The organism is Nostoc sp. WHI (genome assembly GCF_015714725.1).
Classification (GTDB): Bacteria; Cyanobacteriota; Cyanobacteriia; order Cyanobacteriales; family Nostocaceae; genus Nostoc.
This window is the reverse complement of record NZ_WBKM01000159.1, coordinates 1-22,104: the sequence shown is the minus strand read 5'-3', so window position 1 is coordinate 22,104 and position 22,104 is coordinate 1. Positions and strand designations below refer to the sequence as shown.

The 22,104-nt window shown below is 44.0% G+C and carries 18 protein-coding genes and 2 pseudogenes; 5 read left to right on the top strand and 15 right to left on the bottom strand.

Features of this window, described 5'->3' with window-relative positions; translation table 11 throughout:
- Both F8S12_RS17105 and F8S12_RS17100 read right to left on the bottom strand, forming a co-directional pair.
- Positions 1–812, bottom strand: a pseudogene (locus F8S12_RS17105) (hypothetical protein); the annotation flags it as partial.
- Positions 788–2,119 (bottom strand): P-loop NTPase fold protein, encoded by a 1,332-nt coding sequence (locus F8S12_RS17100; protein WP_196517337.1) that lies wholly within the window; start codon positions 2,117–2,119, stop codon positions 788–790. The pseudogene F8S12_RS17105 and the gene F8S12_RS17100, both read right to left, overlap by 25 nt.
- Before the next feature lie 1,272 nt (positions 2,120–3,391).
- Between F8S12_RS17100 and F8S12_RS41660 the strand changes: the two genes are divergently transcribed.
- Entirely contained in the window at positions 3,392–6,223 is a 2,832-nt protein-coding gene (locus F8S12_RS41660; RefSeq protein ID WP_196517336.1) for a beta strand repeat-containing protein, read from the top strand.
- A gap of 193 nt (positions 6,224–6,416) precedes the next feature.
- On the opposite strand, the gene F8S12_RS17090 is transcribed toward F8S12_RS41660, so the two are convergent.
- Together F8S12_RS17090 and F8S12_RS17085 are read right to left on the bottom strand one after the other, a co-directional pair.
- Positions 6,417–7,274: an SDR family NAD(P)-dependent oxidoreductase gene (locus F8S12_RS17090; protein ID WP_196517335.1), complete on the bottom strand. Its 858-nt coding sequence runs from the start codon at positions 7,272–7,274 to the stop codon at positions 6,417–6,419.
- A 33-nt stretch (positions 7,275–7,307) separates the two neighbouring features.
- Positions 7,308–7,538 (bottom strand): hypothetical protein, encoded by a 231-nt coding sequence (locus tag F8S12_RS17085; RefSeq protein ID WP_196517334.1) that lies wholly within the window; start codon positions 7,536–7,538, stop codon positions 7,308–7,310.
- Between the two features lie 499 nt (positions 7,539–8,037).
- On the opposite strand from F8S12_RS17085, the gene tatC reads away from it, so the two are divergent.
- The gene (tatC, locus tag F8S12_RS17080; RefSeq protein ID WP_196517333.1) at positions 8,038–8,841 is read left to right on the top strand and encodes a twin-arginine translocase subunit TatC; all 804 of its coding nucleotides are present in this window, start codon (positions 8,038–8,040) and stop codon (positions 8,839–8,841) included.
- A gap of 219 nt (positions 8,842–9,060) precedes the next feature.
- Here tatC and F8S12_RS17075 read toward each other — a convergent pair.
- Both F8S12_RS17075 and F8S12_RS17070 read right to left on the bottom strand, forming a co-directional pair.
- Positions 9,061–9,675: pseudogene (locus F8S12_RS17075) on the bottom strand (hypothetical protein).
- A 5-nt stretch (positions 9,676–9,680) separates the two neighbouring features.
- Positions 9,681–9,989, bottom strand: a complete 309-nt coding sequence (locus tag F8S12_RS17070) for a DUF3067 family protein (protein WP_196517332.1) — start codon at positions 9,987–9,989, stop codon at positions 9,681–9,683.
- A 229-nt stretch (positions 9,990–10,218) separates the two neighbouring features.
- On the opposite strand from F8S12_RS17070, the gene petC reads away from it, so the two are divergent.
- Together petC and petA are read left to right on the top strand one after the other, a co-directional pair.
- Positions 10,219–10,758, top strand: coding sequence for a cytochrome b6-f complex iron-sulfur subunit (petC, locus tag F8S12_RS17065; RefSeq protein WP_196517331.1), 540 nt, complete (start codon positions 10,219–10,221; stop codon positions 10,756–10,758).
- 185 nt (positions 10,759–10,943) lie between these two features.
- Positions 10,944–11,948 (top strand): cytochrome f, encoded by a 1,005-nt coding sequence (petA, locus tag F8S12_RS17060; RefSeq protein ID WP_196517330.1) that lies wholly within the window; start codon positions 10,944–10,946, stop codon positions 11,946–11,948.
- A 171-nt stretch (positions 11,949–12,119) separates the two neighbouring features.
- On the opposite strand, the gene F8S12_RS40670 is transcribed toward petA, so the two are convergent.
- Positions 12,120–14,105, bottom strand: a complete 1,986-nt coding sequence (locus F8S12_RS40670; RefSeq protein ID WP_230968066.1) for a serine/threonine-protein kinase — start codon at positions 14,103–14,105, stop codon at positions 12,120–12,122.
- 301 nt (positions 14,106–14,406) lie between these two features.
- Here F8S12_RS40670 and F8S12_RS17045 point away from each other — a divergent pair, with 301 nt between their 5' ends.
- Positions 14,407–15,093, top strand: a complete 687-nt coding sequence (locus F8S12_RS17045) for a Uma2 family endonuclease (RefSeq protein WP_196517329.1) — start codon at positions 14,407–14,409, stop codon at positions 15,091–15,093.
- Between the two features lie 82 nt (positions 15,094–15,175).
- On the opposite strand, the gene F8S12_RS17040 is transcribed toward F8S12_RS17045, so the two are convergent.
- The 8 genes from F8S12_RS17040 to dnaJ form a co-directional block, all read right to left on the bottom strand.
- Complete coding sequence (locus F8S12_RS17040; RefSeq protein ID WP_109011583.1) at positions 15,176–15,373, bottom strand: DUF6887 family protein; 198 nt, start codon at positions 15,371–15,373, stop codon at positions 15,176–15,178.
- Entirely contained in the window at positions 15,357–15,548 is a 192-nt protein-coding gene (locus F8S12_RS17035; protein ID WP_442946807.1) for a DUF6888 family protein, read from the bottom strand. The genes F8S12_RS17040 and F8S12_RS17035 overlap by 17 nt, the downstream gene beginning before the upstream one ends.
- A gap of 69 nt (positions 15,549–15,617) precedes the next feature.
- Positions 15,618–17,207 (bottom strand): glycoside hydrolase family 57 protein, encoded by a 1,590-nt coding sequence (locus F8S12_RS17030; protein WP_196517328.1) that lies wholly within the window; start codon positions 17,205–17,207, stop codon positions 15,618–15,620.
- A gap of 361 nt (positions 17,208–17,568) precedes the next feature.
- A complete protein-coding gene (locus tag F8S12_RS17025; RefSeq protein ID WP_196517327.1) occupies positions 17,569–18,138 on the bottom strand; it encodes a Uma2 family endonuclease in 570 nt (189 codons plus the stop codon).
- Positions 18,139–18,181: 43 nt separating this feature from the next.
- Positions 18,182–18,943, bottom strand: coding sequence for a Uma2 family endonuclease (locus F8S12_RS17020; RefSeq protein ID WP_196517326.1), 762 nt, complete (start codon positions 18,941–18,943; stop codon positions 18,182–18,184).
- 68 nt (positions 18,944–19,011) lie between these two features.
- Entirely contained in the window at positions 19,012–20,148 is a 1,137-nt protein-coding gene (rsgA, locus tag F8S12_RS17015; protein ID WP_196517325.1) for a small ribosomal subunit biogenesis GTPase RsgA, read from the bottom strand.
- Positions 20,145–20,399 (bottom strand): sulfurtransferase TusA family protein, encoded by a 255-nt coding sequence (locus tag F8S12_RS17010; RefSeq protein WP_196517324.1) that lies wholly within the window; start codon positions 20,397–20,399, stop codon positions 20,145–20,147. The genes rsgA and F8S12_RS17010 overlap by 4 nt, the downstream gene beginning before the upstream one ends.
- Complete coding sequence (dnaJ, locus tag F8S12_RS17005) at positions 20,399–21,526, bottom strand: molecular chaperone DnaJ (protein ID WP_196517323.1); 1,128 nt, start codon at positions 21,524–21,526, stop codon at positions 20,399–20,401. The genes F8S12_RS17010 and dnaJ overlap by 1 nt, the downstream gene beginning before the upstream one ends.
- Positions 21,527–22,104 lie beyond the last annotated feature (578 nt).

Here is a 22,104-nt window from a genome sequence, read left to right as displayed (position 1 = left end):
CCCTGCTCCCCTGCCTCCCCTGCCTCCACCAACTTTTGCCAGACTTGCAAGCTTTGCTGAAAATGCCTTAAAGCTGTACTGATGCGATCGCTAATATAATTATCTAGACCAAAAACAAATTCTAAACTAGCGTGCAGTTCTGGCTCTAAGGTAATACCACGATTGTGCAACTCTCTAATGGCAAAGTGAAGTTCATAGCTATGTTTCCAAACTTGCTCCACAGTGGAATAATGCTTTGCAACTTCAGGCGGTTGGTATTGAGCAACATCAGTTGGTAACACCGTAGTAAACAAAGAATCAGTTTCCTGTTGCAAAAATTGCCGCAGTGATTGAGTTGTCATTTCAAACTGAATCGGTGTAGCTGCCCAACTAGCAAAATCGGGTGCTAAACGCACTACTTTTTGCAACACTTCTTCGTTCACCCACAAAATCATCGGAAATGGGTGGCGTTTGCGAAATTCATCACGAATATGATTGATAGACCTAAGTAGATCATCAAGTCCATCTACTAACTCTAAACCCAAAATCATCAACGCCGATGGTGGATTATCTTGGGTTAGCAGTTCTAGTTGTAAATGAATACTTGTGTAAAGGCTTCTAGCATTATGCGGCAGAACTACCTTTTGAATTTGGTGTACTCCTGAAGAGAGTTCTTCGAGTCTTTGCAACATTTGCTCTTGCAAAACTCGATAATTGCAGTACACCAAAACTAAGGAGAATTGACCATTAGAAAGGGCAATTGCTCTTCCTAAATTCCGCAAAGCCTTTTCGTTAGCTACTCTAACATCTACTTGTGGGTTTCGTTCAACCATGATTTAAATTTTTCCGTCTCTGCTAAAACTGGGTTGACGGCAAACCAAGCTCCTAAATGATCGCGGTATTCAAATACAAATAAACTTCGCAATAAAATGTGGTATTCTATATCACCTCTAACACGTTGCTGCTGCACTACCTGAAAGATTAATTCCCACTCATGAGGGTCGATAGCGTTAGTTCGGTAATCGCGCTGTCTTCGGATCACCAGTTCTACACACTCCCGATCAAAGGGTGGATCTTGTTCTCGCAGACAGTCATATAGCAGCCCTAGTAAGTCGCGGACATGACCACCACTAATTAGGCACAATCGATCTAAGGTTTCCAGACTATCAAACACTTCTGTAATTAAGCCTAACCGATCGCTAGGCAAAATGTCTGGAAAAGCTCTAGCTAGCACCATTTGCCGTAACATTGCTAGCCCTTCCAGGAAAATCTCCCCAGAGCGCAGACGCACAGGTATCATTGGTAAGACTTTTGGCGCGACTCCTCCCCCCAAACGATGCTGAAGTTCGGCGCTATCGTTGGAGAAAGTCAGGGCTAAGGGAATAGTGTAGACTATATGACAATTCAGTTTGCGTAACTGTTCACCACGTTGAATAAATAAGTATTCTGGCAGCGATCGCCCCGATGGTAAAGCTCTAATTGCGACTCTATCCAAATTATCAACAATTACCACCAGTCCTTTTTTACCCCTGGCTTTCAGTTCCTTGTTAGCAAGTTCTAGCAGTTCTTGATTAATTGCCTGCAAAATATTTGCTGTTCGCGGTTCTAGATAATCTCTTAACCGCCGCCGCAATTGGGGACTTTCTTTAGCTTTAGCTGTAATTTTGGCAATTCCTACAGACAACTCGCCTTCTATACCAATGTCAATTGGCGTATTCAGAAAATCGACAAGTTCACCAAACAATTTAGTAAAATAGCTCGATTTCAGCCTAATTGTCATTGCTTCTAAGCTTTCGCTTACCTGTCCGGCGATCGCTAACAAAATATCAGTCACATCCACATCTGCCATTTCTAAGACATGGGTAGACTCAAAGTAAACTACATGAAATTGCTCTGCTTCTAATTCAGCTTTTAGCCGCAACAACTCTGTTGATTTTCCACAACCGAGATGTCCTGTAAATAGCTGACAAGTTGGAGCATTGGGTGATATGCGAGCAATGGTACGCTGCAAAGCCTCAATGATTTTACCACCCCGCACCGCAGCAAAATCGATATAGTACCTGCGATCGCTGGCATTTCCTATAATTAGAGGTCTGCTCGGATTGCAAGCCTGATAAAATCTTTCTAAATCTAGGAGCATAACTGATCCAGTTCACTCAGGAATGGGGATAACAAAATCTAGTGAATAAATTTATTAGTTCTAGGGAATTTATCTCTTGATTTAAATATATCTAACTCAAACTACTAACTAAGCTAGCAGTATTCCGGTTGTTTTTGATATTTAGGTTTTATCTAGCACCAGGCAATGCTAATATTTTAGTTGAAGTCAGCAGAAATACTGTCATAAGTACAAGTATTAAACATCTCTAATAAGTAGTTAGACAGACTTAATTACATAATCTTATTGTAAATAGAACCAAATATTTGCAAATAAAAAACAAGTAAACTACTTCTTTTGGGGTGGGTGTCAATAGGATTTGATAAATAAAAGAAAAACCTCACCCTGGTTCTGCTACGCAAAACCTGTCCCTCTCCTTATTAAGGAGAGGGACAGATTTACCCTTGGGTAATCTTGGGTGAGGTTTTGCTCTATGGGTTGTAGAGTCAATTTGGATCAGGTTTTCCGACTTGTGTATACACCGTAGCCTTTTTAAGAGGGGTTGGGAGGATCACTTTTAGCTAAATTTTATATCTCGTTTATAAGTCAAAATGCGTTTGTTGATGAAACCGATCAGTTTATCCATGAAACTGATCGGTTTGTCCATGAAACTGATCGGTTTGTCCATGAAACTGATCGGTTTGTCCATGAAACTGATCGGTTTGTCCATGAAACTGATCAGTTTGTCCATGAAACTGATCAGTTTGTTGACTACAGCTTTTAGAAAACGCGAAATCAATAAATAATATTGATTGAAGCAATTATAAAAATTAGGCAGCTAAAACGAGTTATTTACGTTAATACACAAAATGATTCTTTTGTACAGTCCATAAGTCGTAACATAAATTAAATATATTTATCTAGAGATATATATCTTCTATATCTCTAGATAGATTGTATTCAATGCTATAAGACTGGTAATTGTACTGATAAAAATAAGTAATAAAGGTTTCTTTCTTTGTTACTTATATGGGTAGTTTCTAGACTATGGAAATGGTTATTAGCTAGTTGAGCGCCGAAAAATTTCATCGGCGGCGATGCTTGTGGCGGGCTATGCCTACGCACTGCCCAATGTAGATTTAATCTCCTGTAATCTGATTAATTTGTTGTAACTTGATTACCTAAAGTGACTCCGACAACAGCGGAGTCAATCACTAAATAGCTCTTGCCGAAATAATTTCAGGAATTTGTTTGAGAAACCGATCGCTTGAATTAGCAAACCGACGTACTAACTTAATTGAGAGGATTTTAATCATGCCTAGACTTACTGTTCCACCCAATTTCATCGGCACCCCCAGTTCCGACACTTTAATTGGGGAAGAATTAAATGCCTCTGTAGCAATCGGTATTGATATTTTAACTGGGGGTTACATTCGTACTCTCTCAGGAAATGACACCATTGAGGGTACTGGTAATGGCGGCAACGGCGATAATGGAACCGGCATTGCTAACAGTGGCAAACTAAATGCAGGGGATGGAAATGACATGATCGCGGGCAGCGGTACTGGAGGCTACGGCTTCATCTACCAAGAAGACTACTACATATATACTTACAACGACGGCGGTACTGGTACAGGTATTACTAACAGTGGCAGTCTGAATACAGGAGACGGAAATGACACAATTTCTGGCAACGGTACTGGCGGCAACGGGTACGACAGCGGTACTGGCACAGGTATTACTAACAGTGGCAGTCTGAATACAGGAGAGGGAAATGACACAATCTCTGGCAACGGTACTGGCGGCAACGGCATCGGCGATGATGGAAATGGATACGGGTACAACGGCAACATTGGCACAGGTATTACTAACAGTGGCAGTCTGAACACAGGGGACGGAAACGACACGATCGCTGGCATCGGTAATGGTGGCAACGGCGCGGATGGCACCGGTGGCCGTGGCGGCAGTTATGGTCCCGGCGGCTACGGCGGTACTGGCACTGGTATTACTAACAGCGGCAGTCTAAATACAGGGGACGGAAATGACACAATCGCTGGCACAGGGAAGGGCGGCAACGGTGGGAAGCGCGGCGACGGTGGCAACGGCGGCAGCAATAGCGGCACTGGCACAGGCATTGATAACAGTGGCAGTCTAAATACAGGGAATGGAAACGATGCGATTACTGGCACTGGTAATGGCGGCATCGGCGGCATCGGTACTGGGATCGACAACAGTGGCAGTCTGAATACAGGGAATGGAAACGATGCGATCGCGGGCATCGGTAATGGTGGCAACGGTGGCGACGGCCGCGACGGCTGGATCGGCGGCATCGGTGGCGACGGCGGTACTGGAACCAGCATTGTGAACAGTGGCGAACTGAATACCGAAAACGGAGAAGATGCGATCGCCGGCACTGGTAATGGCGGCAACGGCGGCAACGGCGGTAACGACATCAACGGCGGTAACGGCGTCAACGGCGGCAACGGCGGTACTGGAACTGGGATTGCTAACACTAGCAAACTGAATACAGGGGATGGAAACGACGCGATCGCTGGCACTGGTAATGGCGGCAACGGCGGCATCGGCAGCGACGGCAGCAGCGGCGGCATCGGCGGCATCGGCGGCATCGGCGGCAACGGTACTGGGATCTACATCGCTAACAGTGGCAGTCTGAATACAGGGGACGGAAACGACGCGATCGCTGGCACAGGGAAGGGTGGCAACGGCGGCATCGGCGGCAATGTGGGCGACAACAACATCGGCAACATCGGCAACGGCGGCAACGGCGGCATCGGCGGCAACGGCGGTACTGGCACAGGGATTATCAACAGTAACAATCTGAATACAGGGAACGGAAACGACACGATCACTGGCACAGGGAAGGGTGGCAACGGCGGCATCGGCGGCAATGTGGGCGACAACAACCGCAACGGCGGCATCGGCGGCATCGGCGGTACTGCAACTGGCATCGCTAACAGTGGCGATCTGAATACAGGCAACGGAGAAGACGCGATCGCTGGCACTGGTACGGGCGGCAACGGCGGCAACGGCGGCAATGTTCTCAATACCGAAGACGGCAGCGGCGGCCGAGGCGGCAACGGCGGCAATGGCGGTACTGGAACTGGGATTGCTAACGCTAGCAAACTGAATCTAGGGAACGGAAACGACACGATCTCTGGCATTGGTAATGGTGGCAATGGCGGCAACAGCGGCGGTAAAAACATCAGCAGGGCTCCCGACTTTGGCGACAACGGCAACGGCGGTACTGGCATAGGCATCGCTAATAGTGGCAAACTGGATACAGGGAACGGAAACGACGCGATCGCTGGCACGGGTACTGGCGGCAACAGCAGCGACAGCGGCTTCGAGGGCTTCGCCGGTACTGGAACTGGCATCCAGAACATTAAAGACGCCACCATTATTACAGGGACGGGCAAGGATACGATTACAGGTAATGGCAATAGTAATAGTTCAAGAAGAGACGCGATCGCCTATGGTATCTTTAACGATGGAATCATTGATACTGGCAGTGATGCTGACACCCTTACTGGACAGGCTACAATCACAATCGGCTTCGCCGGTGCTGTAACTGGCATCCAGAACCTTAAAGACGCCACCATTATTACAGGGACGGGCAAGGATACGATTACAGGTAATGGCAATAGTTCAGGAAGAGACGGGATCGCCTATGGTATCTTTAACGATGGAATCATTGATACTGGCAGTGATGCTGACACCCTTACTGGACAGGCTACAGTCACAATCGATGGTACTGCCTACGGTCTTTATGGCGAAGGAATCATTAAGACTGGCGCCGGCAATGACAAAATTATTGCCACCAGTATCCTAGATGGAGTTCAACAGAAAGTCTCTATTGGTGGTGGGTTAAGTATTGATCTCGGTACTGAGGATGACTACTTCAAAGGATTCGGTGCTGCAACCGTTGATGGCGGCAAAGGTTTTGATACCCTGGATCTGGGCGCTTTCCATCGCTCTGAACTCATTGTATCTGGTGTAATTTCTGGCAATATCCTTAAAAGTGCCAACATCAGTTTCAACAACATTAGCTTGTCTACAACTGGCTTTGATAAATTCATCTTTGCAGATAGCTCTTTCTCTTACATCACTCTGACAAACGACGTATAGATTTTCTACTGAGCCTTTGTCTGCCCTGAGCAGTTCGACAGGTGTTGCAGTGAGCTTGTCGGACTGCTCACTGTAACACTTACTGTACCCCTACGGGGAAGCAAGCTACGCGCAGCGTCTTTCTGCGACACGCTGCGCGAACGTAGAAAAGCCAAAAGGTCACGCCGAAGTCTAAAATCAAAATTGGTATAATCTATAACCCCATTGAGTATAAAATTATTCGGTCATGCAGCTTGTCAGGTAAAATATGCTTCAGCACAGCTCCGATTTTGGCATCTTGTCCAACGAGATAGCGAGTACGCGGTTGTTTTGCAGTGAGCGCATGGACAACAGCCTGAGCGACAATATCCGCAGAAATTCCTTTAGATGCGAGAATCTGCATTTTCTTACGGACAATATTCATCGCCTGTCCGTAGAGATTTTGTGCCGATTGTGGTAAATCTTGCTGTGCTATTTCCGATTGACTTAAAGACTTTTCCCAAATTGGGGTAGCGATCGCCCCAGGTTCGATAATAGAAACAGAGATTCCCCAAGGACGTAATTCCATCCGCATCACATCATTGAGTGCAACGAGGGCAAATTTTGATGCATTGTAAGCTCCCATGAACGGCGTCGGACTTCTACCGCTAATAGAACCCATATTGACAATTCGCCCCCGACTCTGGCGTAATAGACCAAGAAAAGCTTGTGTCACGGCTAATTGTCCGGTAACATTAACCTGCATCTGATATTGAAATTCTGCGATCGCTAATAATTCCAAAGGGCCAGGGACAGCAACACCGGCATTATTTACTAAACCTAAAATCCCAGCCCCACCGACTGCATCTGTTACTTTACGAACCGCAGCTGCGATCGATTCAGCATCAGTAACATCTAAAAAAATCGGAATCAGCCTTTGTGAGCCTTTTTGTTTAAGTGTTTGAGCATCAATATCTTGACGCACCCCAGCAAAAACAGAAAAGCCCAACTGATCTAAAAGCAAAGCACACGCCTGGCCAATTCCTGTTGATGCTCCTGTAACCACCACTGTACGTTGATTTTTTGCAACCATTAATTCTCCCCGTACTATAATTACGAATTAGTCTCAATCCCTGCAATTACCAGCGCGAAGGCAATCTTCCGTTTGATCATCTCTAGCCGATATTTGCCACGACAATATGTGTGACTGAGCATTTGTGCTGTAAGCCATTAGAGCAGTTATTATAGGAACCTGGGCTTTGACAAGTGGCACGTCACTACTAGCAGTATTACCTAGCTCAACATTGGATAAATAAACAGGCAATGCCATCAAAGCAATGCAAATTGTCCGATTCATAAAACCTCAACTAAAAATTTTCATTGCGCTATGTATATAGATGCCACCTTGATGAACCGAATTTTAAAAACTGAGTATTATACGTTGATGTTGTGTCAATTTACTCAGTGCTACTAGCCGCAGAGACGTGATTTCTTTTCTGATCGGTTTCACCCTTTTTGAGGTTAGGCATTGCCTACAAGATGGCTTCCTACTAACTTATGCAGGTGCAATCCTAAAAAACAGGACAAAAAACCCACAATACCCAAAAACATATCTTGTTAGCTGCATTCCCCAGATAAAATAATGAAGAGTGCTGAGTTAAAAGACCGCTCACAAAGGACGATTACTTATTAAGTAGATTAGTAGTAATATATACAATGGAAATTGTCCTTGTGAGGAACGAAGCAATCCCACTCATTGCGATTGCTTTGTTCCTCCTCGCAATGACATATTACATTTAATTATCCCTACCTACTTACTCAGCACTCATTTACAAATGTTGCCTACTAGCTGACTCATGACACCTTCACAAGATGTAGATACTGTAGATACTGTAAACGTTCCCAATATCGATCCAGAAGGATATGGCAACTCAGAAACCGATCCTCTCGATGATTTACCATCTGAGGTCGAAATGTCCCTTTTTGACCACTTAGAAGAGTTGCGACAGCGGATTTTCTATTCGCTGATAGCCGTAGCAGTGGGTATTATTGGCTGTTTCTTTGCCGTCAAACCGATTGTCCAGCTACTTGAGGTTCCAGCCCAAGGAGTAAAATTTCTCCAACTCGCACCCGGAGAATATTTCTTTGTTTCCTTCAAAGTCGCAGCCTACACTGGCTTGATACTTTGTAGTCCTTTCATTCTTTATCAGATTATCCAGTTTGTGCTGCCAGGATTGACTCGCCGCGAACGCCGCTTGCTAGCGCCTGTAGTTTTAGGTTCGAGTGTGCTATTTGCGGCAGGGTTATTATTTGCCTATTTACTCCTTATCCCCGCAGCTTTGAAATTTTTCATCAGCTACGGAGCAGATGTAGTTGAACAACTTTGGTCAATTGACAAATATTTTGAATTTGTGCTGCTATTGTTATTCAGCACTGGTTTAGCATTTCAAATTCCCATCATTCAACTGTTGCTCGGTAATTTGAGCATTGTTTCCTCTGAACAGATGGTTTCTGGTTGGCGTTACGTGATTATGGGAGCAGTGGTTTTAGGAGCCGTTCTTACACCTTCTACTGACCCCCTGACTCAAAGTCTCCTAGCAGGAGCAGTTCTGGGGCTTTACTTTGGTGGTGTTGGACTGGTTAAGCTTACAGGTAAATGACCAAATTTTAGATTTTAAATTTTGGATTTGCGATTGTTGGCGGAGCCTCTCGTAGAGAAGATTCTTGCATCCCAAATTTAAAAAGGTCTGATAGCAAGTGAATTTAAACGCGAGAATAAATCTAAAATCCCAAATCTCAAATTAAATGACAGAGCCAGTGACTTGATTGCTGGGGTGAATCTAAAATTCAAAATTGTGTGACGATCGCATTGCTTCAACTTAGTTGATGAGTGCAGTTAGTAAGATCCTAACCACTATTTCCAACTCTTCGGTAACACGATAAAGGTTGATTGCTTGCTCAATAAGCTGTGTCTGTCGATCCAATCGGCCAAATTGCCAAATATTACCTGTTGTTACTGCTCCTAGTATTTCTGTTTGAGTAGAATCAGTCCACCTGTCAAGAGCGATCATCTCAGTTGCCAGTTGTGTAAATCCCCTATTTATATCTGCTTGCTTGGCTTCAATCACAATTAAATTAGTTTGGCTTCTGAGCAAATAATCAATATTACCTTAAAGTCGATTATCAACTTTGATAGTGTATTCAATTCGTAATTTAGCGTGGGAATAGTGAATTAAATCGGTAATAATTGGCGCAATTAGCATTTCCCGGCGTGTAGCTTCGTTCTCCAAATCTACATAGGGCAAAACTTCCTCAATTCGCTGCTTGAGATCAACAAGTCGGTCTAATGCGCCAGAATATTGTGGGAAATCAATAAATTTACGCTCGAACGAATACCCAAATTCAGCAACTAAATCGTCAACTGCAAACCCTAACTCAAAGTAATTATTAAAAGTATAGGAACGATTTGGGTATAGGAATGGTTGGCGGCTCATTAAGGTTATAATATCCATTCCGAAGCGCGATCGCCCAAATCTAGAGGAATGCTAACAGCTTTGCCGAGCCTGGGGCGATCGCGTGTTTGGGCAATAAACGTTTGTACCTGTGTTGCTCCACCCAAGGCATGAAGATAATTAGCGACACTATCAAGATGCTCTTGGTAGTCTGCCTCGCTTAAGGGAAAAGAAGCTTGCTCCAGATATTTCCACATTACTTGCAAAAACATCTTTCCCTGTGCCCGCCGGAACTGGACATCGTAAGAGTATCCCCACTTATCAATCAACATCTGGCGTAATTCCTGTCCTGTCATAGCTTTTCTCAATCAGATTTTACATTTAGTTATGATGTTAAGTTCCATAACTCCAGTATGATAAGGATATAAAGAAATGTAATGCTAACAGAAAACATGCTTGATATATCTTGGAACAGAGAAGTATGGCATCGTTGTGAGCGCTAGCATTTCGACTTAGACAAGAGTTGCTCAAGTAGTAGTACTTTTGTCAAAATGCTTAATAAAATACACAAAGAGCGCGTAGATTATGGCTCAATTTTCAGAATCAGCAGACGTGCCTAATATGAGGCGTCGTAAGTTAATGAATCTGTTCACTTTTGGGACTGTCACTGGAGTAGCTCTGGGTGCATTGTATCCCGTTGTCAAGTACTTTATTCCACCCGCAACTGGTGCTGCTGGTGGTGGTGCAACAGCAAAAGATGAGCTAGGTAACGATGTTAGCGTCAGTAAATTTCTAGAAAACAAGAATACAGGCGATCGCAACCTAGTCCAAGGACTAAAGGGAGATCCTACCTATATTGTGGTAGACAGCAAAGAGGCGATCAAAGATTATGGCATTAATGCCATCTGCACCCACTTAGGTTGTGTCGTCCCCTGGAATATTGCTGAAAACAAGTTTAAATGTCCTTGTCATGGTTCGCAATATGACGAAACTGGTAAGGTTGTTCGAGGGCCAGCACCTTTATCTCTGGCTTTAGCCCATACCAAAGTAGACGACGACAAAATCGTATTAACCCGTTGGACTGAAACCGACTTCCGCACCGGTGATGCACCTTGGTGGTCATAATTAGTGCTGAGTTATGAGTGCTGAGTGCTGAGTTTTTAGTCCAAAGTCCAAGATTTGAGACTCTTAACTCTGCCAATTTTGGATTTTAGATTTTAGACTTTTCCTTCAATCCAAAATCCAAAATTCAAAATCTAAAATTGAATGGCTGTTGACTAATCCATCAGAGAATCGTTGCCCTTATAGAGATGAGAAATGCTTCCGTAACAGCGAGGTTAACTCGCAGTGCTAGAGCGATTGTAAAAACATTGCTTATAGCGATCGCCACCGTGACATTTTACTTCACCAGCGATCTAGCCCTTCCCCAATCTGCTGCCGCCTATCCTTATTGGGCACAGCAAACCTATCCCGAAACCCCCCGCGAACCAACCGGGCGGATTGTTTGTGCCAACTGTCATCTAGCCGCCAAGGTTACAGAAGTGGAAGTTCCTCAATCGGTGCTACCTGACACTGTATTCAAAGCCGTGGTGAAAATTCCCTACGATACCAGTGCCCAGCAGGTTGGTGCCGATGGTTCTAAGGTTGGGTTAAACGTCGGTGCTGTACTGATGCTACCCGAAGGCTTTAAGATTGCTCCTGAAGACCGTCTTTCTGAAGAACTTAAAAAAGAAGTTGGCGACACTTACTTCCTACCCTACAGCGAAGACAAAGAAAACGTCGTTATCGTCGGGCCTTTACCCGGTGAACAGTATCAGGAAATAATTTTCCCAGTTCTTTCTCCCAACCCTGCAACCGACAAAAACATCCATTTCGGTAAATATTCAGTTCACGTAGGTGGTAATCGGGGACGCGGACAAGTTTATCCCACTGGCGAAAAGAGCAACAACACAGTTTACAACGCTTCTGCAACTGGCACAATTAGCAAAATTGCCAAAGAGGAAGATGCAGATGGTAATGTTAAATATCTAGTCAGCATCCAACCTGAATCTGGTGATGTTGTCGTTGATCCGATTCCTTTAGGGCCAGAATTAATTGTTTCCGAAGGGCAAACAGTTAAGACTGGTGAAGCTTTGACCAACAACCCGAACGTAGTCGGTGGATTCGGTCAACAAGATGCAGAAATCGTATTACAAGACGCTTCTAGAGTCAAATGGTTGATTGCGTTCATCGCTCTTGTGATGTTGGCTCAAGTTATGCTCGTGCTGAAGAAAAAGCAGGTTGAAAAAGTTCAAGCTGCTGAGATGAATTTCTAAATTCTTTGTTTAATCATTACTTATGAGACAGGCAACAAGCCTGTCTTTTTTATATCTTATGATTCTAAATCTGTATATAAAACTCAGAAAATGATATTCAATTTCCTTTAGAAATATATCTACTTAACCGTAATCGACTACGGGGCGATCGCTACCTTAATTGAATTAATTTTATATCTTACAGTTTACAAGTCTCGATGCGAGAGAAGATATCCAGTCCCACCCGTGACCATTACCCCAATCCACGCCACCACTGTAGAGACTATTAAAAGTATCTACAGAATGAATATATAATGTCCACTTCCACACGGGGAGGTGTCCTTTTGGCGCTTTTATGTCAAAAATAATAGTATTATAATTAACCCACCCACATCTCCATAAGCCGCCTCTATTCTTCCAGCCTACAGCCTCACCAAACCTATCCCAAATCTCAAATGAGTGCGTCCTGCTTCCACCTAAACCTTGATAAATTTGCTTTTGCACAGAGAAACCAAAGCGCCCGTTGCTGTGTTCTACCCATAGCTGGTTAATGGTGCGGAGGTCTTCACAGGGAAAATTGTCAATATCTTGAACACGTAACCAACCTTCTTCTTCTCTTTTCGCTACTATGAACATCACTCGTTCTGTTTCTTGATTAGCTAATTTCCACTTCCCAGCTGCGAGTAAGTCCCGTAATCGGCTATAGTCCATGCCCACTGCTGATATTAGTTCAACATCATCTAATTTTGATAATTTGGGATTTTGAATTGTAAATGTTGGATTAGGAAGATAACAAGTCTCGACGCGAGAGAAAAAAGCACCCAACCCGCCTCGACGCAACCAACAAACTGGGAGATGGGCGATAGGTGCTTTCAGGGTAAAAGTAAAATCGATGTAGTCAATCCAACCGTCCTTTCTCCAACCCACAAGATCGCCAAAAGCTTCGTAAATTTCTTCGTTGTACTCTCTGGTTCCACCCAGACTTTGATAAACGCGCTTTTGCATAGAAAAGCCAAAGCGCTCATTGCTGTACTTTACCCATAACTGGTCAATAGTGCGGAGGTCTTCACCGGGAAATTTGTCAATATGTTCAAGATCAAGCCAACCTTCTTGTTGTCTTTTCGCCACTGATAACATAACTCGCACTGTTTCTGCATCAGCCTCTTTCCATTTCCCTGCTGCAAGTAAGTCCCCCAATCGTGTGTAGTCAATACCCACTGCTGATTTTAATTGCATCTCTAGCTGTGTTGATGCTGATAAAGATAATTGCAGTGGTGGTAATAGCTGTTGAGCAGCCAAGTCATTGATAACTTTATCCGCAAATTGATAACGCTCATCAATATCCTTTTCCAATAACTTATCTAAAACCTGACCAAATTCTCCACTAACCGGACTGGGCAAATATTGCCGCCAGTTGTGAACCCAAGCAAAGCCATTCTCCACCCACAAATCAAAAGGAAAAATACCAGTTAAAAGATGAAAACAAGTTGCACCTAAAGCAAACAAATCACTTGCTGGGTAAGCTTCACCACCCTTTATCTGCTCAATCGGGCTATATCCATGTGAGCCAATTGTCGTACCCATTTGAGTATGGACTGTTGAAGTTAACTCCTTTGAGGCTCCAAAATCAATTAATATCAAGCGCCCATCACTCTGACGACGCATAATATTCCCTGGTTTAATGTCTCGGTGAATTACCTGGCGCTCATGAATAAACTTCAGCAGTGGTAATAAATCTAACAACAGTTCCCTAGCCTTGCTTTCGCTGTACCTTCCCGCTTGTTCCAACTCATTCAGTAAATTCTGCCCCTCGATAAATTGCTGCACTAAATACAGAAAATTGTCTTGCTCAAAATAAGCAAAAAGCGTTGGGATTTGGGGATGTTCACCCAAATCTTGTAAGCGCTTTGCCTCTTCACCAAATAACTCCATTGCCTTCTTCACTGCCCAAGTTCCCTGCACTTTTGGTGCAAGTTGTTTAATTACACAGTGTTCATTTAATTTATCCGTATCTTCTGCTAAATAGGTTTTGCCAAAACCACCTTCGTTAGAAAGTACGCGCATCACACGGAAGCGATTTCGCAGCAAAGAGACTAGAGGCGTACTGCAAGCTTGGCAAAACTTGTTAACATCAGGGTTTAAGGGACGGGGACAATCCGGGTTAAGACAACAGAGCATCTTTTTTACTTTGTTTAATATGGTTAAGCTGCATGACCTATACCCCTACTACTGAGTGATGGGGTTTGTGCGGAATTATTCTACTAATGTTGTAACAGAATTTACTTATTTTGTTTCAATACACAGGAAGCACAATAATATTTATAGGTTTAGGTTGAACGCAGTGAAACCCAGCTAGAAGTCTTTGAATTTGGAATTTGGAATTCACGACGGTATTAGTTATGGCGATCGCACGCATCTTACTTAACCATAGTCAAATGTTAAATTAAACCTAGCCCTAGTTGAGTTGAGGGATTTGCCCATGACAGCCTCAGTAGAGTATATCCCCGTTATCCCGATTGAGTACCCAGATGAGGACGGTAAACCAATGGCTGAAGGAGATATCCAGTGCAGTTACTTGACTTATGCAAGAAATGCACTACGGATTTATTTTCAAAATCACCCAGATGTATACGTCGCTGGTAATCTATTTATTTACTACGAAAAAGGTGATCCAGAATCGGTTGTCGCACCAGATGTATTTGTAGTCTTTGGAGTGGAAAACCGTGACAGACGCTCTTACAAAACCTGGGAAGAAAATAATCAAACTCCAGATTTTGTCCTAGAGATCACCTCAAAAAGCACCCGCAGCAAAGACCAAGGTGCAAAGAAAGGAATTTACGCCTTTCTGGGAGTGCGTGAATATTTCCAGTATGACCCCACAGGGGATTATCTCAATCCCCAACTCCAGGGTTTACACTTGGTCAATGGGAATTATTTCCCAGTAGCAGCCAATACCCTGCCAGATGGTACAGTGTCCCTACCCAGTGAAGTTTTAGGACTAGAGTTACGCCTGGAAGCAGGAAAACTGCGTTTTTACAATCCAGCTACAAGTCAAATACTCTTAACCCATGAAGAGGAAGCAACTGCACGACAAGCCGCAGAAGAGAAAGCGCAAAGATTAGCTGCTAAACTCCGAGAATTAAATATTGATCCAGATAGCCTTTAGCTAAATCCGGCAGTGTTAATAAAATAATCGGTTGAGTATGGTTTACCCACCCTAATTATTTTTACTGAATTAGACAATAATCTCAAAGTTCTCCGTTAATCTTGCGCCTGATGATTTCCATCTGGGCTTGCATATCAGCTTCTGTCACAGGCATAGGATACTTTGGAGAATTAGGGTCGCGTTTGCTCATCAAAAAACGTAGAGCTTCAATATCTTCACGGTTTTCTACGACATAAGCTCTCAACTCTGTAAAACTCATTTGCTCATAATTCGGGTTCATTGACAAACTCCCATTCGCCATTGCGATAAACAATGATTTGCAGTTCATCCGCAGATAAAATGTAAATTTCTCCGATTTTGTCGTCAAATCGGAATAAGCGGATGTCTTTGTAAAGATTTGACAGCATTTGACAAACTCTTACACAGGCTAAGGTTTGCTCTGTTGTTGGTAAAATAAACGCTCCTCACTACTAATATAAGGTGAGCAATGCCCACCCTACTGCTGTTGATTATTTTTTGTGAGACTACAACGGACGGTAGACGCGATAGTTGATTTCAGGAAAGATATTATCCATTAACTCGACTTTTTCCAGCCAACCACTGTCAATTTTGCCGATTTTTACGTCTTCGTAGAGCTTATTAAACCGCATCAGGTGCGATCGCGTCCGTCTGACTGCATAAGGTACCATAGTTCCCGTCCGCATAATAAATGCCCAGTCAGAAGATTGTGCTAATAACAATTCCCGTGCTGCTTGGTTCAAGGCTTTCCACGCCAATTCATCCTCTGGTTCCAAATGCGATATTTCAATCATCCGTTCAGCAGCTTTGTGCAAATGCGGATAAATCCACGCATTTGTTTCGTTCAACCAATACTCGTGGAAACCCTTGAAACCCCAACTTGACTGCGAAGGACGACACACTTGCTGTGTTGGCTGATCCCGCAGATAATCTGCTAAATGGGTCATTTTATATGTTCCTTGGTCATACCATGACTTACGGAATAGGTAATCGATGAACCAAGGGCCTTCATACCACCAATGTCCAAATAACTCTGCGTCATAAGGCGAAACGATAATTGGCGATCGCTGCATCATACCATAGAGATGCTCGGCTTGCCGTTCTCGGTTATACATAAAATTAGCAGCGTGTTCAGCTGCCTTTTCCTTAGCCCAATAAGGATCGTAGAGTGCCTTATCTGAAAGTCCTAAGCCACGTCCAGTAATTTTGTGATACTTAATGCCCGTATTTTTCCGTTGACCATTGGGCATGATGTAGGGCTTGATGTACTCATATTCTGCTTCCCAGCCCAAATCTTTGTAAAATTCCCGATATTCCGCCGCCCCAGGATAGCCTACCTCAGAAGACCATACCTGTTGGGACGATTCCTGATCTCGACCAAAAACAGCAACACCAGTTTCTGTATAAATTGGGGCATAAGTGCCAAAGCGCGGACGGGGACGCGAGTAAAGGATGCCATGTCCATCGGTAAGGAAGTAGCGTAACCCAGCATCGGCTAGCATCCGCTCTAAACCTTCATAGTAGGCGCATTCAGGCAACCAAATGCCTCTGGGTGCTTGTCCAAAGGTTTGCTCGTAGTGTTCGCAAGCTACCTGAATTTGCGCCCACACTGCTTCTGGATACATTTTCATCAACGGCAAATAGCCGTGAGTAGCGCCGCAAGTGATGATTTCCAGGTTGTTACTGTCTTGGAGCTGCTTAAAAGCTGTCACCAAGTCACCTTTGTAGTGTTCCCATAGCTGACGCGCTTCTTTAAACTCAGTAATGTAATGTTCGGCTAAATAACGAAGATGTCCGTTGTTGACATTATGTTCTGCTTCTAGTTGTATAAGTTCTTCTAGTTGGGTTAAGTGTGCGTCATAGCGTTCTTGAAGTAGAGGATCACGAAGCATCGACACTAAAGGGGGTGTCATACTCATAGTGATTTTAAAGTCGATACCGTCTCGCTTTAAGCCTTCAAATACTTTCAATAAGGGGATGTAAGTTTCTGTGATGGCTTCATAGAGCCATTCTTCCTCCAGCACGTAGTCACTTTCTGGGTGACGAACGAAGGGCAGATGTGCGTGGAGTACAAGCGCGACGTAGCCGATAGCCATAGTGATTTTGGGGTGATACTTGTAAGTTGAAGGTCGAGAGGTTGGGCATAAATTAACAATATTTTAAGACTTTATGGGGATTGTAAGGTAGATTTATAGCAGTTTTCAATTAATTTAAAAGCCTCATGCCAATCTTTCAGCCCGTTGTCATTTCTCTTCTAACTGTTGGTTGGCTTGTTGCAGTATAAAAATCGGGTTTCTAAGTTACAGTCTTTTTGGAACCTTTGCGCCTTGACAGTTTAATAATTATTTTTGATTCACGTTCGCGTAGTGTCTTGCAAAGAAGAATTTTACTTTTGCCTTCTTTGGTGAAGTTGAGTTTGAAAAGCGATGTCTAGGTTGGGCTACGCCTACGCCAGAATTATCCAAAAAAACGCTGAACTCGAACGCTGAAACCTGGTAACAGTGGTGATGTGATTTCGTCATCAGCCAGCAAGGTTGCGATTAGTTTTAATTGGGCAACTTCTCTCCGATAAACTTCAAGCTGCTGTAATTGCCAATTTGCAATCCAATATTCTTGGACTCCTGTGGATGAGTATAATTTCAACTTGGCTTCTCGATCTCGACGTTCGTTATTTGTCCCAGCAGAAAGGACTTCTACAATCAGTTCTGGCGCTCCTCTCAAATGCCCTTCGTCATCTAATAATTTTGCTAAACGCTCATGACTAATCCAAACGACATCGGGTATGACATTATCGGCATCTGTAAAAATTATGCCAGGAGTTTGACGGGTTTCCCCCACCCCACTAGAGCGAGACCAAATTTGTAATTCTAAGCATATATTACCCGCAGTCCCTTGATGTCTCCAGTGAGGCGCTCTAGTCACAAATAGTTCTCCGTCAATAATTTCATACCGCTTCCATTCGTCAGTTGTGAGTAATTCTAAGTCTGAGGTTGTCCAACGGACTTGATCAGATATTGTTTGGTTCATAGCACTATTTTTCCATGCCTAGTTTAAAGATAAAATTCTATCTTCAGAATATTTGCTCAGGATCAATACCTGCGGCTCGCAAGCGTTCTGCCAATATTGCAGCCCGGTGACGTTCCTGTTCTAGTTGTTGGTTTGTTTGCTGCAACTGTTGGTTCGCTTCCTGCAACTGTTGGTTCGCTTCCTGCAACTGTTGATTTGCTTCTTCTTCTGGCAATATTACCAGATGTCCATCTGGGGTAAAAAAGCGTAATTTCCCAGACTCAATTCCTAAATACATATCTAGCTGCTGACTCCACAACCAACCCGACTCAGTAGGAGCAAGTTCTTGATATTGCCCATCAAGTAAGTGAAATCCTTGTAATTCTAGGTTATTTGGGTCAAACCAAAAGTAATCTGGAGTGCGAAATGTATTCTGGTATATTTGCTTTTTCAAACCTTTATCAACCGAGGCAGTGGAATCAGATAACATCTCAATAATTACATTGGGATATTTGCCATTTTCTTGCCACACAACCCAGCTTTTGCGGTCTTTTTTTTCTGTATCTAAAACCACAAAGAAATCAGGGCCTCGAAATTCTTCTGATTTTTTCTGGTTGGGACTGAAATAGATAGTCAGGTTGCCAGTGGCATAAAAATCCTGACGATCGCGCCAGTACCATTTAATCAGGCGGATCAGTAAATCAATTTGTTCGCGGTGCAAGTCAGATTCCAAGGGGGGTTCGTCACTATAGATGTCGCCTGGTGGGAAAATTATACTCTCATTGACATCTTTTACACTAGCGGTGGCAGTAAGAGGCTGAGACATACAAGATAGTTTTTATGTTTGTATCCATGCTATCGTGACAACCCTTTGCATCGTAGACATCGCACTCCTTATTCCTCATCCCGATATAACTCCTGCAAGTCCTGTAACTGAGTCTTGCGGGAAATCCGGCGATATCTTTTACTTTCTAACTTGGGTTCGTATTGACTCTGCCCCTTGCCTTTGCTTTTTAACTTGAGAGTGGATTCTGGATCAGCTTGTTCGTGCAACTGAGTTTTATGAGCGATCGCAGTGTCTAAAAATTCTAAATAATGTTCATATCGTTCCCAGTCTCCCCGCACCGCACACTCAGGCTCATCTCGATGCACGCAATCACTAAATCGACAGCTAGCAACTGCTAACCGCTCTCTTGCTTCTGGGAAATAATGAATTAATTCTTCTGGAATACAATCTATGTCAGGCTGATTAAAACCCGGAGTGTCAGCAAGCAAACCACCGCTAGGCAATTTAAATAATTCTATATGACGAGTTGTGTGGCGACCACGAGCTAGTTTTCCCGAAACTTCTCCCACTCGCAGCTTGGCAAACTCAATCAGCGAATTGATCAAGCTAGATTTGCCAACGCCAGAAGGCCCAGCGATTACAGTAATTTTATTGCTCAGGTATCTGGCTGCTTGGTCAGTATTGATACCATCTTTAACGCTGATAAATATCGGTTGATAGCCCCAACCAAGGAGGCGATCGCTAACTTGTTGCTGTTCCTGCGGTGAAATTAAATCACTTTTATTCAAGCATAAAAGCACATCTAAGCCAGTAGACTCAGCTTTAATCAGAAACCGACTCAGCTGATAAGGTTCCAAAGGTGGATCAGCAACGGCAAAAACCAATAAAATTTGGTTGACATTGGCGATCGCTGGACGATCTAACTCACTTTGACGAGGTAAGACATCAGCGATCGCTCCCCGTCCCCCAGCCCAATCTGGCTCTTCTACTACAACGCGATCGCCTACCATCACCTGTTGCCCGATTTTTTTCAGGCGTGTACGGCGAGTACAGAGGAGAAGGGGGGAAGGCGAGGGGACAGAAGGGCAGAAGGGCACAGGGGCATTTAAATCCATCTTCTCCTCTGCTCCCCTGCTTTTCTGCTCCCCATCTCCTTGATCCAGCTCTACTCGGTAAAAATTAGCCTGTACAGCAACCACCGTACCCAATAATTGCCCAGTGGCAGTAAAATTTTCCCCTGTCATTCAGCAACTGGACGACGCACTAACAGAGAAAAATAACTAGTGCAGTCTGTAATTTGTTCCACCTGATAACCTGCCATTGTTAGACTATCGGGAACCTGCTCAATTGGCTCCCCTGGGTCTAGCCAGACTTCTAGCAAACCTCCCAATGGCATTTTCTCCAAAAGTAGTTTTGTCCGCACAAAATTGATTGGGCAAGGGGTGCCGCGCAAATCAAGTTGAGCATCGGGAGTTGAAATAGAAGAGGGCTTCATTACTTAAATAAATTTCCCAAAAATCCTTCTAGACCGCCTTTACCAGTGCGATCTCCCTTAATTTTAGCTAGCTTTTCCAACAGTTCCCTCTCCTCTGGGGTTATCTTGTTAGGAATATCAATTAGCACCGTCAGCATATGATCCCCCCGACTTACGGGATTTCCCAACCGAGGTACGCCGCGATTTTCCAACTTCATCACCGTATTCGGCTGGGTTCCGGCTGGAATGATCAGTTCCACTAACCCATCCACCGTATCTACCTCCAAACGACAACCTAAAATCGCTTGCAGATAGCTAACTTTGATTTCCGAAAGAATATTGATGCCATCCCGTTGGAATTCCTCGTCCTCATTCACAAACAAGTAAACGTACAAATCTCCAGCCGGGCCATTGCGTTGACCAGCATCCCCTTCATTAGAAATCCGCAAGCGTGTACCATTATCCACCCCAGCTGGAATGGTAATTTTGAGTTTCTTTGTGACTTGATTTGCGCCCTTACCATCACACGCATCACATTTGTCTTCAATTACCATCCCTGTAGCATTACAAGTGGGACAAGTTGAGACTTGGGTGAAACTGCCAAAAGGCGTTCTGGTGACACGGCGAACTTGACCCGATCCGCTACAAGTCGAACAAGTCCGAGGGCGGGTTCCAGGTTTAGCACCAGAACCGCTACAGACTTCACAATTTTCTAGATGCGAAATGCGAATTTCTTTTTCACCGCCAAATACTGCTTCCCGAAAGTCTAACTTCAGGTCTAGCCGCAGGTCATCGCCCCGCGCAGGCCCACTGCGCCGTCTTTGTTGCGTGGGACTACCCATACCGCCAGCAAAGCCACTAAAAATGCTTTCAAAGATATCGGCAAAGCCACCCATATCGCCAGCATCTTGGAAGCCCCCGCCAGCACCAGACACGCCCTCTGGGCCAAAGCGATCGTAACGAGCGCGGGTTTCTGGTTCTGAGAGTACCTCATAAGCGCGGTTAATTTCTTTAAAGCGATCCTCCGCCCCCGGTTCTTTGTTCACGTCTGGGTGATACTTCCGGGCTAAACGGCGATAGGCTTGTTTGATTTCTTCTTTGTCAGTGTCACGAGAGACACCTAGAATTTCATAATAGTCGCGGGCCATATAGCAAAGGTAAAAGTTACAAGGAAGAAAGCTGAGAGCAGTAGACTTCACGGACAATAGACACTTGCTACTCTAAGGGGAGGCATTTTGCCTATACTCTAGAAGAGCAACGCAGTGTCCTTCAGAGAGCAGATTGCTAGAGTCCAGGTAGAAGGTAAAAATTAATTTTTGTTAATAATTGATTTTACCCTTTACCTTTTACAAAAATCACAGACAAATCTTGAGCAACAAATGCTTTCCTCATGGGAGACGACAAAAGCTAGATAAGTTAGGAGTAGGGGAAGCCTCTGCTCGGACTTCTCACTGCCGAGTCGGCTGTCTCTTTTACAATTGTGCTACGTAGGGGAGGGAAACCCCGCCCATCAACTAGAAGGGCTAACCGCACCCTTAGGTGTGGAAAACTACCCATATGCTTTGGATCATATCTGAATTAGCACATCACCTAATCCACAGTAATTTGCTTCTACAATCTAGCAAACTGCTGGGGTCTTGTGAAACTTAGCTAAATTTATAATCAATTAAATATTTAGATATATTAAAATCTCTTAACAAAAATCTGCAACTCAGGGGAGTGGGGA

Bases quoted from the DNA above. Each gene is read 5' to 3' on its own strand.
- F8S12_RS17100 (WP_196517337.1), bottom strand. From the start codon at position 2,119: ATGCTCCTAGATTTAGAAAGATTTTATCAGGCTTGCAATCCGAGCAGA.
- F8S12_RS41660 (WP_196517336.1), top strand. From the start codon at position 3,392: ATGCCTAGACTTACTGTTCCACCCAATTTCATCGGCACCCCCAGTTCC.
- F8S12_RS17090 (WP_196517335.1), bottom strand. From the start codon at position 7,274: ATGGTTGCAAAAAATCAACGTACAGTGGTGGTTACAGGAGCATCAACA.
- F8S12_RS17085 (WP_196517334.1), bottom strand. From the start codon at position 7,538: ATGAATCGGACAATTTGCATTGCTTTGATGGCATTGCCTGTTTATTTA.
- tatC (WP_196517333.1), top strand. From the start codon at position 8,038: ATGACACCTTCACAAGATGTAGATACTGTAGATACTGTAAACGTTCCC.
- F8S12_RS17070 (WP_196517332.1), bottom strand. From the start codon at position 9,989: ATGACAGGACAGGAATTACGCCAGATGTTGATTGATAAGTGGGGATAC.
- petC (WP_196517331.1), top strand. From the start codon at position 10,219: ATGGCTCAATTTTCAGAATCAGCAGACGTGCCTAATATGAGGCGTCGT.
- petA (WP_196517330.1), top strand. From the start codon at position 10,944: ATGAGAAATGCTTCCGTAACAGCGAGGTTAACTCGCAGTGCTAGAGCG.
- F8S12_RS40670 (WP_230968066.1), bottom strand. From the start codon at position 14,105: ATGCTCTGTTGTCTTAACCCGGATTGTCCCCGTCCCTTAAACCCTGAT.
- F8S12_RS17045 (WP_196517329.1), top strand. From the start codon at position 14,407: ATGACAGCCTCAGTAGAGTATATCCCCGTTATCCCGATTGAGTACCCA.
- F8S12_RS17040 (WP_109011583.1), bottom strand. From the start codon at position 15,373: ATGAACCCGAATTATGAGCAAATGAGTTTTACAGAGTTGAGAGCTTAT.
- F8S12_RS17030 (WP_196517328.1), bottom strand. From the start codon at position 17,207: ATGGCTATCGGCTACGTCGCGCTTGTACTCCACGCACATCTGCCCTTC.
- F8S12_RS17025 (WP_196517327.1), bottom strand. From the start codon at position 18,138: ATGAACCAAACAATATCTGATCAAGTCCGTTGGACAACCTCAGACTTA.
- F8S12_RS17020 (WP_196517326.1), bottom strand. From the start codon at position 18,943: ATGTCTCAGCCTCTTACTGCCACCGCTAGTGTAAAAGATGTCAATGAG.
- rsgA (WP_196517325.1), bottom strand. From the start codon at position 20,148: ATGACAGGGGAAAATTTTACTGCCACTGGGCAATTATTGGGTACGGTG.
- F8S12_RS17010 (WP_196517324.1), bottom strand. From the start codon at position 20,399: ATGAAGCCCTCTTCTATTTCAACTCCCGATGCTCAACTTGATTTGCGC.
- dnaJ (WP_196517323.1), bottom strand. From the start codon at position 21,526: ATGGCCCGCGACTATTATGAAATTCTAGGTGTCTCTCGTGACACTGAC.